The 14,691-nt window shown below is 55.5% G+C and carries 13 protein-coding genes; 4 read left to right on the top strand and 9 right to left on the bottom strand.

Annotation, left to right across the window (positions count from 1 at the left end; genetic code table 11):
• Nucleotide 1: 1 nt before the first annotated feature.
• The 4 genes from WIN67_RS14045 to WIN67_RS14030 all read right to left on the bottom strand — a co-directional run bounded on the left by WIN67_RS14045 (nt 2) and on the right by WIN67_RS14030 (nt 3,684).
• Entirely contained in the window at nt 2–718 is a 717-nt protein-coding gene (locus tag WIN67_RS14045) for a response regulator (protein ID WP_047304616.1), read from the bottom strand.
• 77 nt (nt 719–795) lie between these two features.
• The gene (locus tag WIN67_RS14040; RefSeq protein ID WP_339071504.1) at nt 796–1,434 is read right to left on the bottom strand and encodes a TetR family transcriptional regulator C-terminal domain-containing protein; all 639 of its coding nucleotides are present in this window, start codon (nt 1,432–1,434) and stop codon (nt 796–798) included.
• A 282-nt stretch (nt 1,435–1,716) separates the two neighbouring features.
• Nucleotides 1,717–2,511 (bottom strand): class II aldolase/adducin family protein, encoded by a 795-nt coding sequence (locus WIN67_RS14035; protein WP_339071503.1) that lies wholly within the window; start codon nt 2,509–2,511, stop codon nt 1,717–1,719.
• 99 nt (nt 2,512–2,610) lie between these two features.
• A complete protein-coding gene (locus tag WIN67_RS14030) occupies nt 2,611–3,684 on the bottom strand; it encodes an ABC transporter substrate-binding protein (protein WP_339071502.1) in 1,074 nt (357 codons plus the stop codon).
• Between the two features lie 215 nt (nt 3,685–3,899).
• On the opposite strand from WIN67_RS14030, the gene WIN67_RS14025 reads away from it, so the two are divergent.
• The 3 genes from WIN67_RS14025 to WIN67_RS14015 all read left to right on the top strand — a co-directional run bounded on the left by WIN67_RS14025 (nt 3,900) and on the right by WIN67_RS14015 (nt 7,164).
• Nucleotides 3,900–5,852: an FAD-dependent oxidoreductase gene (locus WIN67_RS14025; protein ID WP_339071501.1), complete on the top strand. Its 1,953-nt coding sequence runs from the start codon at nt 3,900–3,902 to the stop codon at nt 5,850–5,852.
• A gap of 231 nt (nt 5,853–6,083) precedes the next feature.
• Nucleotides 6,084–6,716, top strand: coding sequence for a cupin domain-containing protein (locus WIN67_RS14020; RefSeq protein WP_047304621.1), 633 nt, complete (start codon nt 6,084–6,086; stop codon nt 6,714–6,716).
• An 85-nt stretch (nt 6,717–6,801) separates the two neighbouring features.
• Complete coding sequence (locus WIN67_RS14015) at nt 6,802–7,164, top strand: hypothetical protein (protein ID WP_339071500.1); 363 nt, start codon at nt 6,802–6,804, stop codon at nt 7,162–7,164.
• 895 nt (nt 7,165–8,059) lie between these two features.
• Here the strand turns inward: WIN67_RS14015 and WIN67_RS14010 are convergent.
• From WIN67_RS14010 to WIN67_RS13995, 4 genes are all read right to left on the bottom strand, one after another.
• Nucleotides 8,060–9,562, bottom strand: a complete 1,503-nt coding sequence (locus WIN67_RS14010) for an ATP-dependent nuclease (protein WP_339071499.1) — start codon at nt 9,560–9,562, stop codon at nt 8,060–8,062.
• A 21-nt stretch (nt 9,563–9,583) separates the two neighbouring features.
• On the bottom strand, nt 9,584–10,642 hold the full coding sequence (locus tag WIN67_RS14005) for a hypothetical protein (RefSeq protein ID WP_339071498.1): 1,059 nt from the start codon (nt 10,640–10,642) through the stop codon (nt 9,584–9,586).
• Between the two features lie 432 nt (nt 10,643–11,074).
• The gene (locus tag WIN67_RS14000; protein ID WP_339071497.1) at nt 11,075–12,904 is read right to left on the bottom strand and encodes a hypothetical protein; all 1,830 of its coding nucleotides are present in this window, start codon (nt 12,902–12,904) and stop codon (nt 11,075–11,077) included.
• A 310-nt stretch (nt 12,905–13,214) separates the two neighbouring features.
• Nucleotides 13,215–13,496, bottom strand: coding sequence for a DUF3077 domain-containing protein (locus WIN67_RS13995; protein ID WP_339071496.1), 282 nt, complete (start codon nt 13,494–13,496; stop codon nt 13,215–13,217).
• Between the two features lie 290 nt (nt 13,497–13,786).
• Here WIN67_RS13995 and WIN67_RS13990 point away from each other — a divergent pair, with 290 nt between their 5' ends.
• Nucleotides 13,787–14,455 carry a phytanoyl-CoA dioxygenase family protein gene (locus WIN67_RS13990; RefSeq protein WP_339071709.1) on the top strand — a complete coding sequence of 223 codons (669 nt, stop codon included), beginning with the start codon at nt 13,787–13,789 and terminating at the stop codon, nt 14,453–14,455.
• A 46-nt stretch (nt 14,456–14,501) separates the two neighbouring features.
• Here WIN67_RS13990 and WIN67_RS13985 read toward each other — a convergent pair whose 3' ends face one another.
• Complete coding sequence (locus tag WIN67_RS13985) at nt 14,502–14,690, bottom strand: DUF6360 family protein (RefSeq protein WP_339071495.1); 189 nt, start codon at nt 14,688–14,690, stop codon at nt 14,502–14,504.
• Nucleotide 14,691 lies beyond the last annotated feature (1 nt).

Below are 14,691 nucleotides of genomic sequence, written 5' to 3'. Positions count from 1 at the left end.
TTCAGGCGGCCACGCTGGCGGTGAACAGGTAACCGGCACCGTGGATGGTGATGATCAGCTCCGGCTCGGCCGGGTCGTCGTGCAGCTTGCGTCGCAGGCGGCCCACCAGCACGTCGATGGAACGGTCGCTGGGCACCCATTCACGGTTGCGGATCTGGTCCATCAACTGGTCGCGGCTCAGGGTGTGGCCGCTGTTGCGCAGGAACACGCTGAGCAGTTGGTACTCGCCATGGGTCAGCAGGGTTTCAGCGCCCCCGGCATCGATCAGCCGACGGCGGTCGGTGTCCAGGGCCCAGTCGGCGAACTGCTTGACCGGGCTCGGGCTCGACGCCTGGGGTTGCGGCTGGCGCGCATGACGCACCCGACGCACCAGATTCTTGGCTCGGGACACCAGCTCGCGCGGATTGAGGGGTTTGATCACGTAGTCGTCGGCACCACATTCCAGGCCGACGATGCGGTCGATGTCGTCGTTGCGCCCGGTGATCAGGATGATCCCCACCTCCGAGCGCACCCGCAGTTCCCGGGTCAGGGTCAGGCCATCCTTGCCCGGCAGGCGGATGTCCAGCATCAGCAGGTCCACCGTGTGCTGGCCAAGAAAGCTCTCCGCCTGCTCCGCGGTGGCGGCGCAATGCACGTCGTAGCCTTCCTGGGAGAGATAAGCCTGAAGCAGTTCGCGAATCAGCGGATCGTCGTCGACGATCAAAACCCGAGGAGTCATCGCCTGTTTCCTGATTATTTTTATTGGAGATCAAGCCTTGCGCACGCTAACCATTACTGAACAACCGATCAATAGCCCTATGTCGGCCTGATGAAGCCGCGCCCCTGGCTGGCCAGCAAGCCCTCGACCCAGGCTTCACAGATCTGCACGCCTTGCTGCGGGCTGAAGGTCCCGGGGTTGAGCCCGGACTCCAGCCACAGGCCGTCGAGCAAGGCGCTGAGGCTGATGGCCGCCAGATCGGCGTCGAACTGCGCCCAGCCCTGCTCCCCGGCCAAGCGGGTCAGCAGGCTGGCCAGCTCGTTGCGGTATTCGCCGTAGGAATGTTCATGGGCCAGATTGATCGCCTCGGCGGTCTTTACCGCGCCCCAGAACGCCAGCCAGGCGTCCAGCAGCTTGGGGTCCAGCAGTTCGGCGCAGAACGAGGCGCGAAAGAACGCCGACAACCGTTGCCGCGGATCGGGCGCGGCCTGCTCCATCGCCTCGCGCAGCAGACTCATGACCCGTCCGGTGACCGCCCGATACGCCTGCGCCACCAACTCGTCCTTGCCGGCGTAGTGATGGCTGATCAGCCCCACCGACACCCCGGCCTCGGCGGAGATCTTGCGGATCGACGCCCCCTGAAAGCCGTGACGCTTGAGACAGGTCAGGGTCGCCTCGATCAGCTCGGCCTTGCGCAGGTCGGGTTCCAGACGGGAAAAGCGCGCTTCCTGGCTCATGGGGCGGGTTCCTTGGACGGTGGCGGGAAATTGAAACTGAACGACTGTACAACAGGCCTTTCGTGGCGATCCAGCGTTTGTGTGGCCGCCCAAGCCGCACCGCTTCCTGTGGCCGCTGCCGCAGGCTGCGAACGAGTTGGGCGGCATTCCGTCGTAGGGACGCAAAGATCCTGCGGGCGCCACAGGTTCGGCTGGAGATCGTCAAGCAAGGCCCTGCGGGCCTTTTCGCAGCTTCGCCAGGGCTCAGCAGCGGCTACAGGCAGATACGAACCCACGGGGGGGTCAGGCGCGGTAGTCGGGGGCGATGCGCTCCAGCAGGCGCAGCAACGCTGCCCAGGCCAGTTGCATGGCGTCCGGGTCGTTGAGTTCGCCTTCCTGCAGTGGCCGACCCGGGTCGTTGAACTGGCGTTCGGTGTGGGCACAGACCGCGTCCGGTGGCAGGACGATCTCCCCCGCCGCCTGGGCCGCCAGTTGGATCTCGCAGGCTTTCTCCAGGTAGTACATGCGCAAAAACGCCTGGCTCACGGTTTCGCCCACGGTGAGCAAGCCATGGTTGCGCAGCATCAGCACGCTCTTGTCGCCCAGGTCAGCCACCAGCCGTTGCTGCTCGCCCAGGTCCAGGGCCACGCCTTCGTAATCGTGGTAGGCCACGCGGCAATAGAACTCCATGGAAATCTGGTTCACCGGCAGCAAGCCGCACTTGAGCGCCGCCACCGCGCAACCGGCCTTGGTGTGGGTGTGCAGCACGCACTGGGCGTCTTCCCGGGCGCCATGAATCGCGCTGTGGATCACAAAACCCGCCGGGTTCACTGGGTACGGCGACGGCTCCACGGCCTCGCCATTGAGGTCGATCTTCACCAGGTTGGAGGCGGTGATTTCCTCGAACATCAGGCCGTAGGGGTTGATCAGGAAATGATGCTCGGGCCCAGGCAGGCGCACCGAGATATGGGTAAAGATCAGGTCGGTCATGCGAAAGTGCGCGATCAGCCGGTAGCAGGCCGCCAGCTCTTCGCGCAGGCGCTGTTCAGTGGCGCTGCGCTCGGTCAGGGCGTGGGGGCTGGGAGCGATATTGTTCATTGTTGGAGTCCTCCAGGCAGGTGGTCGGGCAAACAGGGTCGGTAAAAAGAGCCGGCAAACAATAGGACCGGACGCCCGCAGGCGTCCAGCCCGTTGCGCTTACTTGCTGGCCCAGGCGTTGAAGCGCTCCTCCAGCTCTTCGCCATGATCGACCCAGAACTCCACGTTCATCGCCAGGGCGTCCTTGAGGTTCTGTTCCGAGGTCGGCACCCACTGCGCCAGGGCCGGGTCGAGCTTGGCCGCGGCCAGGGTGTTGGTCGGGCCATAGGGGATCTGCTTGACGTAGTCGACCTGGACCTCGGGGCGGTTGGCAAAGGCGATGAAACGCTTGGCCTGATCCACGTGTTTCGAGCCCTTGATGATCGCCCAGTAATCCATGCCATACAGGCTGCCGGGCCAGACCACCGCCTGGGAGGCACCGCCCTGGGCCGCCACGGCGATACGCCCGCTGTAGCTGGAGGTCATCACCACATCACCGGCGGCCAGCCACTGCCCCGGCTGGGCCCCGGCTTCCCACCACTGGATGTAGGGCTTGAGCTCGGTCAGCTTGGCGAAGGCCCGTTCCACCCCTTGGGGCGTGGCCAGGACCTTGTACACGTCCTCGACCTTGACCCCGTCGGCCATCAGGGCGAATTCCAGGTTGTACACCGCGCGCTTGCGCAGGCCGCGCTTGCCGGGGAACTGCTTGACGTCCCAGAAATCCGCCCAGGACGCCGGGGCCTTGGCCAGCTTGTTGCGGTCGTAGGCAATGGCCACGCTCCACACCAGCACCGCCGAGCCGCAGGGCTGGGCGGCATCTGGAATCAGCTGCTCGGCACGGCCCAGAGTCTTCCAGTCCAGGGGCTCGTACATGCCCTCCTCGCAGCCGCGCATCAGGTCCGGGCCTTCGATCTGCACCAGGTCCCAATCGACGTTGCCGGTGTCGACCATGACCTTGATCCGGGCCATTTCGCCGTTGTATTCGCTCTGGATCAGCTTGCTGCCATCGGCCTTGCTGAAGGGTTGGAACAACGCCACGTCCTGGGCTTTTTGTCCGGCTCCGCCGTACGCCACGACCACCATGTCGGGGGCTGCCTGGGCCTTGTTCTGAATCAGCGGCTGGCCCAGGGTCAGACCCAAGGCCAGGCTCAGGGCCAGGAAAGAACAACCGTGCTTGCGGGTGAGCGCTTTCATCTGTGAATCCTCGTCGCGGTGCCACACCGGCAGGCGCCGGCACGGCCCTTTTTTATTGTTGTGAGGTTCGCGCCAAAAGCGGGCGCAGGTCGAAGCTACTGCAAGCCTTAGTAAAAAAACAAGTTGATTTTTTACTGGCGGTAAATTTTGATAGGCCAACAATAACAACGCCAAGGCTGTGCTCCCCTGCCCTTGGCCCGCCTGGAGTCACCGCAATGACCAGCGCCTTCCCGCACCTGTTCGCACCCTTGCAGATCCGTGGCAAACGCCTGAAGAACCGCATCATGTCCAGCGGCCACGACACCTCGATGCCCACCGACAACCTGGTCAACGAACAGCTGATTGCCTACCACCGCGCCCGGGCCGAAGGCGGCGTCGGCCTGATCGTGCTGCAGGTGGCCGGGGTCCACGACAGTGCGCGCTACACCAGCCACGTGCTGATGGCCACCGACGACGCCTGCATCGACGGCTACCGGCGCCTGGCCGAAACCTGCCACGCCCACGGCACCGTGGTGCTGTCGCAGATCTTCCACCCGGGGCGGGAAATCATGGAGTCCGCCGACGGCCTGCTGGCCGTGGCCTATGCGCCCTCGGCGGTGCCCAACGAACGCTTCCGGGTCATGCCCCGGGCCCTGGACCAGGACATGATCGACGAGATCATCCAGGGCTACGCCGACGCCGCCCGGCGCCTGCATCAGGCCGGGCTGGACGGCGTGGAACTGGTGGCCAGCCACGGCTACCTGCCGGCGCAGTTCATCAACCCGCGGGTCAACCGCCGCACCGATGGCTACAACGGCGAACTGGAACAGCGCCTGCGCTTTATCCGGGAAATCCTCGACGCCATGCGCGCCAGCACCGATGCCGACTTCATCATCGGCCTGCGCATTTCCGCCGATGAACGCGACCCCGAAGGCCTCACCGAAGACGAATCCCTGGCCGCCGTGCAATTGCTGCAAGGGCAACTGGACTACGTGCACATCGTCGCCGGCACCTCCGCCTCCCTCGGCGGCGCCGTGCACATCGTCCCGCCCATGGCGGTGGAAGCGGCTTATCTGGCCCGGGAAGCCGGCACCTTCAAGGCCAAGCTGTCGATCCCGCTGTTCGTCACCGGGCGCATCAACCAGCCCCAGGAAGCCGAGGCGATCATCGCCAAGGGCCAGGCCGACGTCTGCGGCATGACCCGCGCGCTGATCTGCGACCCGCAAATGCCCAACAAGAGCGACAGCGGCCACGCCGAAGACGTACGCGCCTGCATCGCCTGCAATCAGGCGTGCATCGGCCACTTCCACAAGGGCCTGCCGATCTCCTGCATCCAGCACCCGGAAACCGGCCGCGAACTACTCTACGGCCAGCCCAAGCCCAGCGCCCGCGGCAAACGCATCCTGGTGGTGGGCGGCGGCCCGGCCGGGATGAAAGCCGCCGCCGTCGCCGCGCAACGCGGCCACCGCGTGACCCTCTACGAAGCCAGCGCGCAACTGGGCGGCCAGGTCCAACTGGCGCAACTGCTGCCCCGACGCAGCGAATTCGGCGGCGCCAGCACCAACCTGCAACGGGAAATGCAACTGGCCGGTGTGGAAGTGGTGCGCAACACCCGAGTCGACCGCGCCCTGATCGAACGGGAAAAACCCGACCACGTGATCATCGCCACCGGCGCCCAACCCTACTGGCCGAACTTCGAACGCGGCGGCGACCTGCAAGTGGTGGACGCCTGGCAAGTACTGCGCGACGAAGTGCAACTGGGCCGCAGCGTCGTGGTGGCCGACTGGCGCTGCGACTGGATCGGCCCCGGCATCGCCGAGCGCCTGGTACGCGCCGGGCACCAGGTGCAACTGGCGGTCAACGGCACCCACTGCGGCGAAAGCCTGCCGCTGTACGTGCGCGACCAGATGGCCGGCGAACTGCACAAACTGGCGGTCCCGATCATCCCCTACGCCCGACTCTACGGCTGCGACGACAGCACCGTGTACCTGCAACACACCGCCAGCGGCGAACCCATGCTGCTGGAAAACGTCGACAGCCTCGTCCTGTGCCAAGGCCACCAATCCGTGGACGATCTCGGCCAGCAACTCAAAGGCCTGGTGCCCTTCCAACGCATCGGCGACTGCCTGGCACCGCGCACCGTCGAAGAAGCCATCCATGAAGGCTTGAAAGTCGCCTGGGCGCTTTGAGGCTGCTTTATACTCCAGGCCTTTTGCAGGACGGGTGCCCGAGCAGGCTGTGTGAAAACGTCACGAGTGAAGGCAAGACAAGGCAAAAACAGGCGAGGAACGGCCGGGGTCGCGTTCGACTTTACTGGCTGTAAATGAGCATTCCGAGCCTGTTTTTAACGCAGTATTGCCAAACGCAGTAGTTTTCACACAGCCTGCGGATGCGCCCGTTCTCTTGGTCCGGAGCCCGCCATGAACCCCAGCAGCAAGACGCCGCCCGCGAGCCGCCCTCCCGCAGCGGAGCCCGGCACCGACAACCAGGCCCCTGGCGGCCCACAGTTTCTTGGCACCCGCATCCGCGGCCTGCGCAAACGCCGCGGCCTGACCCTGAGCGAACTGGCCCAGCAGAGCGAACTCACAGCCGGCTACATCAGCCAACTGGAACGCAACCTCGCCTACCCCTCCATCCCCGCCCTGTTCAACATTGCCCGCAGCCTGGGCGTGACCATCCAATGGTTCTTCGCCAGCGAAACCCAGACCGCGCCCGAGGATCAGGGCTATGTAGTGCGCAAGAAACAGCGGCTGCAGGTGAATTATGAGAACGGGATTATCGATCAGCTGCTAACCCCACAACCGACCCGGCAGCTGGAGTTTCTGCACTCACGGTTTCCGCCGGGGACCTACAGCAAGGAGAGTTACAGCCATGAGGGGGAAGAAGCCGGGTATGTGCTGTCAGGGAGTTTTGAGCTGTGGGTGGGGGAACGGTATTTTCAGCTGAGTGAGGGGGATAGTTTTAGCTTTTCCAGCCAGGAACCGCATAAGTATGGGAATCCTGGGGAGGAGGATGCGGTGGTGTTGTGGGTGATTACACCGCCGACGTTTTGAGGGGAAACTACTGAACGGGGTATTTTTTAATTAAGGAGTCTTGTTGGCTTAATCGCGCCTCAGGCGCTCAGGGAGCGGGAACGAAATGTCAGGTAAGATCGTACCAACGCTAGACAAGATGAACGTGTTAGAAAACGCCGTAATCTCAATTCAATTAGGCATTGAACACTATCAACTTACTCAGGGAGAAAGAGAAAACCCGCTCCGAGCAGTATCTGCAGCTCGCAATTTGTTCGCTGGTGCACTTCTATTATTTAAGTACAAGTTTTCAACTTTGGCTGACTCCCCCGAGCACGCAACGAACCTAATCTATAAACCCAGGAAGCTCAAACCGTGCCTAAAGGATGACACCAACATTGAGTGGCGCCTTGAACTTGAACAAAACAAGACAATCGACGTGACAGATATTCAACTTTACTTTGAAGGCTTGGGAGTTCGGACAGACTGAAAAGCGGTTAACACCTTACAAACTTGTCGAAACGATCTAGAACATCTCCACCCAAAACATCCACTGAAAGAAATTAATAATTTTTTCTTGACCTATTTCCACCTCTGAGAGACTTCATCACACACGAGCTTTCAGAGAACCCTGCGCCCCTGTTAGTTAATACATGGGAGGTGATGCTCAAAAACCATGAGTTTTTTTCGCTAGCAACCTAAATGAGATACAGTACCAGTGGGCAAAACTAGATGTTATGAAGCATACACGGAAACTGTTCAAAGCTTGCGTATGCCGCACTTGTGGATCCTCATTATTAGAGCCAAACCGTGACAACATGCAATTGGGGGCGCCATTACAATTGTATTGCCTTCAACCAAACTGATCCGTTTATTGAGTCGATGACTGAGCAACTACGCTTATCAAAGGAAGACCCTTTCAGCAATGAGGAGGTGATTACAGATTGTGGCAACAGTGGAACGTCGATGTTTGACTTAACCGAGGGCCACTGCCATCTATGCGGCTACAGCTATCAACCACCAAGATGCGTAGGTTGCCATCAAATACTTGAAGGTTACGAAACAGAGAGTGGAACGCTCTGCGATAGATGCTCAGAATATGCACACTACAACGATGAATACGAGCAAAACATAAGCTAGACCACTGAAACCGTATAAAAAACAATATGCAATTTTTAAGCCCCGCCTAGAGCATCAAGAGCAAGTGGCAGCACCTCCACAGCCTAATTTTAACCGTTGACTACCGTTGATAGCGGTCTGCAACCTATAAAAAGCAATCTATTTAGAGCAGAGAAAACAACTCCCCCTCTTTACAACGAATTACAGACGCAGATATAAACCCAACAGAGCAGCATGAACCACCCTGTTGGTTTACTGCCGAAACACTAACCTCGAATTATTGACCCAAGCAACTGCATAACTGCCTGCCGATTAGCTACAAAGTAATTTTCAGCAAAAATCTTCAGCACTACTTCTTTCACGTTCATGAATGTAGCGTTCGGGATCTGAACCATAAGAGCATTACAAACTTCGTTAACTATGTCCTTGCAAGTATTCCTTGACCCTGGGGTTCCCTGCTGAGGAGGTTGTCGAACATCGCGAGTTCGAAGATGCACGCCGTTGAGTCCGAAGTGCAAACGAATCTGAGCCTCTAAAGCTACTCTATTCATAAAAATATATTTAGCGGCTTCTTCCTCCGGTGTGAACGGAAGAAAGGATATTCTCTGCCTTTCGTCTCTGTAAATGCTAATCAGATCGAGCTTCGTAGCATTCTCAAGTTCATACTCCGCGTCGGCATCAAGCATCACGTAAGCCCGAGTGATTGATGGTAGCATTGCCCTCTGTCGAATATAGAACCTCAATACTTCAACGAAACCTCCCACCGCAATTACAGTGACACTTGGAATCAGGTGCTGTTGGGAAATTGCGCTCGTTAGAAACTTCCGAACAAATTGTTCGAGAATTGTTCGGGCAGCTTCATCTTCAACATATATTAGAACGTCAGACGCTGACTCCTCTTGATATGCAAGCGCACCCAACACATAGGAAGAGAAGCAATTTTTAGCGCAGATTACGTTACCCTGCTCATCCGATTGCAAATATAGAATACTGCCCCGATCAGCTTGCTTTATTAAAGTTGCAGAGTGTGTGGATACCACCACAGTCAATGATTTCTCCATAGCAATTTCTTTTAGATACTCAAGCAACTCCGCCTGTGCAGTTGGGTGCAATGCCAACTCTATTTCATCAATTAAAATCAATGCCCCACGCTTGCATGACGAAAGCTTGCGTAGGAGCTTTAGAATACAAAGCTCGCCAAGGCTCAGATTTTTTTCCGAGTAATAGCTCTTAGCTTGTTTCCCATGAACCGGTAGCTCTACAACAAATGCTTGAGAACCAATACCCGTTCGAACATTGATCGTTTTTAGAGCGTGAAACTTCTGTGTCCCGAATATTTTATTAGCAGCCTCAATAATATCTTGCTGAGCAGGGCGAACTTTGTTTGGTGAAAAATCCTCTTTACGAGGTTCAATGCGATCTGCATCAGCAGCCACATAAATAGTTTCGGGATAGCCTAGTCCCTCCAAAATTTTACTGGCACTTTTGGGGGTTGGCGCCCATCGCTCGGTAGCGTACGTATATGTAACTTCACCATTACTGGTTTTGTAACAAATTGAGGCACCCTCATTGGAGTCGAGTCGATCAGACTTCCGCGACGCAGGGAAGTGGACAGGAAAAGCATTCTTATATCCAATTCGGCGTAGGCAGCCAAGGACAGATGACTTGCCAGTACCATTGGTACCTGTCAGCAACCAAACTCCAGCGCCGGGAATATCAAATTCAAGACTATTAATATGTCGTAATTTACTAATAATTATCTTTGCCACATCATCTTCCTTGGCGATTTATTATTCGTACTTCAATTCACCAAACAGACTGTACATCAAATCCCCATTCAGAACCTCAAATGGAAGTTCGACGTAGTCATTTCGGTGGCGTGGTAGAGCGCTGCCATCATTAGGTGCATTTTTGGTGTGTCCCTGCACTCGTTCGCCGTTCGCTTTAATGTAAGGCAACACAACGATTCGGCCATGGTTCTTGGATAAAATCGTACCTTCAAACCATACCGTTTCTCCAGTCTCCGACTTGCCGGAAACACCTACTTGCTTAACTACCCATTGCGGAACAACGCCATTCTCATACCAGAATACAAAGTTACCCAAGATCAAGACCCGTTGCCCTCGATACAACGCATCTGCGAGTAATAGCTTCACGCTGGCAAGTTGTAGTAACTTGTTTGCGCGAGGAAGAAGTGCATCGCGAATTGCAGCTTTGGTTTGGCCCCAGTGGTCAGTACCACTCATCCCAAATCCTCGCGCGATTTTTTCGCGGTAAGCATAGCGGGCCACCCTGAGACTATTAGCTCCGATGTTGCGCCAGGTGAAGCGCCCTTCGCGCTCAAGAAGCGCGCCATAACGCGCCAAGAAAACTAGCTGCACATAGGGGTACTGCAGTAGGCGTTTATGCAGTTCTGCCTGTAGGACGTCGTTACCATTGAAGACGGTCAAGTCTTCTAGTCGAGGCCGAGGGTCCGCCGCATGTCGCTTCATAGCTTCCATCAACATGAGCCTTTCCTCACCAATCAACCGCTCCTCAGCTGTCAGCGCCTTCTGCACTTTCAAACGTATCGACTCGGCCTGTTCAAACGGTAAGGCAAGATTGCTTACAGCATGCTTAAGCAGGAGATTTGTGGACTTGGCCTCCGCTACAGCAACGTCATAATCTTGATAGACAATCAAGCCATAGCCGCCATGGGCTACATCATCACGACGAAGATACCAATCAACATTTCCATCTGGCTTCAGTTGTAACTCGAACATATGCCAGACGGATTCATCTTTAAACCACGGCTGTGGCCAACAACCCAGAACAGGTAGGCGGTCGCGGTGTCGCCTCAATGATTTCATTACAAGCTACTCCGTCTACCTAGAAGCTTGATCTTACGCAGAAGCGCTCCTACCAAGCCATCAGTTCTATTCGCTCTCGCCATCGACCTTCGTCTTCTTGCGTGAGTCAGCGTGGATTTTGTAGCGCCGATCACCGCTTCTAGCCGAAAGCTACCTCCTCAAATGAAAAAACTCCGCTTATCAACCAAAAATAAGCAGCGTTTCTGTCTACTTAGTACGGTCTATCCCTAACTCAGAGCCCCTTCGTCAGCCCCTCTTCCCCGCCAAAAAACACACATCATCAATCACCGCCTTGCCCATCTCCGCCAGGAAATCGCCACCAGCGGGTGTCGCCAGGAGCGGACCGCATAGATTATTAATCACCCTTTTTCGGCCTTTACTGCTATCTACCGGTTCGCACCTCTCACCTCACCCCCGATTACAGAAGGCTTTTTATTTACTAAGGCTATCTAGTTTGACTCTTAGCCTCTCGAGCTCCTCTCGCAACTCTAAGTTTTCTTTTTCCAGCATCTTGGCCCGAATAGCTTTTTTGTTTGCGTTGCCGGGAATTGACAACAGTGTTTCAAGCTCATCCTTGTAGGGCATTATCGGCTGGTAAAGCTGGTGATATGCCCTACCAACCGCCCCCCTATAGAGTTGTAATTCTGGACTATTACCCCCTACCAATAGAGTATGCCTGGTTGCAATTCCAGGGTATGGATCTATGAATACAATCTTACTGATTCCTAATTGGTAGGCTTTCTTTGAACAGAGTTCGCATGGGCTTGCTGTAGTAAATAACACTCCATTCCTAAGCTTCATTCCGCCATGTTTTGAAATCTGAAGGAATGCATTTTCTTCCGCATGTAGCGAGCGAGTGTGAACTTGATTTTTTTCGCCGTCTATTTCATTTTGAATATCTTTAAAGCAAAAAGATAAATTGCGTCCCTCCAGTAGTGGTGACTTTCTTAGCTTGTCAAATTTCCCATGTAAAACCTCCCTGAATTTACTATCATTTCTTTCATACTCGCTGTATGCATAACTATCCTGACCAAGCAGTAAATCTTCGGCACTTCTGAGAAGGCACGGTACTTGCCCTTGTGGCGAATTATTCCATCCAACTGACTTAACAGAGAATTCCTCATCAGTTACAACCGCCCCTACCTGTCTTGATATGCAGCCAGAGCTTTGCTTAACTGTGTAAGCAATTTTCATGCAGCTTTCTAAAGATGTTGGCATCACCAAGCCAGGGTGCTGTATCAAAGAAACATACCAAGCAAGCTGACATTTTAGTTCAACATTATTGAATTGTTCTTTTCTTGGATTGTGTATATGTATATCGGATATCTCTATACATTTTTGTATATTTTGGGAGATGAATTTACTGTAACCAGCAAGTTTACTTGGATACTCTTTTTCATCAAGCTCCTTTATTTGAGATTCAGAAAATTTATGTGTACTGCGGAGATGGGCTAGCCTGTTTTCATTTTCTGTGTTTATTGATACCAGATAAAAACCGGCGTAACGCTCTTTGAAAAATATTGCTTCGTATGGGTTCCTAATGGCATCAATCACAATGAAGCAGGACTCATTATTTTTTCGAGCCACATGGTGTGCGGATTTTATTATTTTATTTATAGTTCTTGGAAAGTGAAAGACTTTTGAGTCATCAAACTTAGAGCTATTCGCCTGCCCTGACGCGCGAATGTTGTCACCTGCACTCTGGTATATTTTTGTGTATGCATCTATCGAGATATTTTTTAGGGCCTCTCTTATTTTATTTGAGAAGATTGGTAATTTTCTGAAGTAAAGCTCGAATGCAAACTCTTGCTTCGACTCTATTTCGTCAAGTGTGCTTTCAGGGCTCCTTAGATACTCCGATACTTCGATATGAAGGTCTTCGTACTCTTCTTTTATGTCCCTCATAGCTTCGGAGGCTGTGTGTATATCCCTAGCCATTACATCAGAAATAAAACGACAAAACTCTAAAAAACCTAGCGCAAGAATGTATCTAGTTATGACGGTTCTAACCTGAAGACACTTAAACGACTGCCATCGCTGCTCAATAAATTTCTTTATTATTCTATGTTTTCTGAGCTCATTATTTGAGATTCCAGAATAGGCATTCTCTGGGAGTTCAATGAAGGCACTACAAAGAATTTCAGCTGATGTAGAACAGCCAGATCCAGTTCTCCCAGTCAAACCAACTACAACAAACTTTTTATTCTCTTTGTAAACGCTTCCAATAGCTCTTGATGATGGGTTTCCTGAAAGCTCTGACATATGGTTTTCCATGCGTGGATTTTTTGTGGGGGAACTATTAGCTGCTGTCTAGGTTGGTTGTCAGTCCGTGACATACGGTTAAGCGTAGCGACGCTCATCAATAACGGCCATCTGAAATCATCGCTACCGCACTCACCATCTGCGCCATCGACCGCCATTCCATTCGCCCAACCCTTGGAGCGAAAAGGGGACGCATTTATTTATAGAGCAGATAATCTGCCCGTGGCCGAAAGCTACCTCTCAAACCAGACAGACGCCGCTTACTAACCAGCAATAGGCGGCGTCTCTATCTACTCCATACGATGTTGCCTTAACTCCAAATCCCTCCTGCCACTAACCCCAACCCCACATCATCAATCACCGCCTTCCCCATCTCCGCCAAAAAGTACGCAGCCCACGCATACCGCTCCCCCTGCTCTTCCATGGCCGCATCCAGCGCAAGTTTCTTGGCGTAGTACAACAGCGTCGAAGCCTGCTCCAACGCCTGCTGCAAAGGCACATCCGCATTGACGCGAAACAACGTTAGTTCAGGATCGGCACATTGGCCAAAGGTGACAAAGCCTTGGGTTTTGATCGAGTTTGAATGGCTCATCGTGCACCTCCCGCCAGGGTCTGGCAGCAGAGGCTTTTGAGCGGAGGAAGGCGAAAGGAACAGCAGCAAACTTCACACAGATTACCGGCAGACATGATTGAAGCTCCCTGATCAATAATGTGCCTGTATCTGATCGGGTTCTCAGGCCCGGTCGCTGATTTTGCAGCGACCGCAGCAGACTAGGCGCTCTGCTCAGGGTCCGGCAACCGCTAAACCGTAGCCGGTTATGTCGTTCGGATTAGCGAGCCGTTATGCTCTCCCCCACCCCGGATAAGGACATCTGCCCCCTCATGATCGACCGCGAACAGCTCCATCAAAACGGTTACCTGTTACTGCGTCAGGCGGTGCCCGCCGACTGGCTGGATGAGCTGCGGGCCACGTTCGAGGCGGGGGTGATTGGGCCCGAGCAATGGCCGGTGCCTCGGGGGCCGGACTGGCGTCATGCGCTGGTGGATCTGGATGCACGGGTGCAGGCGGTGTGTCGCTTGCCGGCGCTGTTGGCGGTGGCCGGGGAGTTGATCGGGGAAGGCTTTTTTCTGGCTCAGGTGGAGGGCCGCGAGCCGTTGGCGGGGGGCGGTCATCAGGTATTGCACCGGGATCTGTCGGAGCAGCGCCTCGGTGACCGGGTCACGGCGCTGGTCTATCTCGATGACTATGGGCCGGCCAATGGCGCGACGCGTATCGTGGCCGGCAGTCATCGCCCCGGGGAGCGGTTGGCGCCCTTTGATTTCAGTGATGAATCCCGTGTGATGCAGCTGGCGGGGAATGCGGGGGACGTGCTGCTGTTCGATGCTGATCTGGTGCATGGGGCCAGTCTGAACCCCAGTGGTGCGCGCCGCCGCAGCTTGCTGGTCAGCTATTGCGCCCTGGGGCTGTATGAGTCCCATCTGCAAACGCTGGGCCTGCGTGCTATCCGCATGGACACCAGCGAGCGCTTCGAACCGGCGGATTTTGTCTGAGTGGGCTCGGGCGCGAGGTGTGCGTCAGCCGCAGCGTGGCGCTCATTCAGTCGGCCAGGCGGCTGGCCAAACGTTGCAGTGCCTGGGCCAGTTCCAGGGCCTGTTCTGCCGTCAGTTCCACGGGGTCGTTGTGCGGGCTGATGGCCTTGAGATGAATGGCACTGCCCTGCTCTATCCATAGGCGCACGTCGCCTTCGCTGCTCTCGAAATAATCCGTTGTGCGGTCAGCCGACATG

It is taken from the genome of Pseudomonas idahonensis (genome assembly GCF_037903935.1).
Classification (GTDB): domain Bacteria; phylum Pseudomonadota; class Gammaproteobacteria; order Pseudomonadales; family Pseudomonadaceae; genus Aquipseudomonas; species Aquipseudomonas danubii.
Note: the sequence above shows the minus strand (reverse complement) of the source record. Positions and strands in the feature narration are given on the sequence as shown.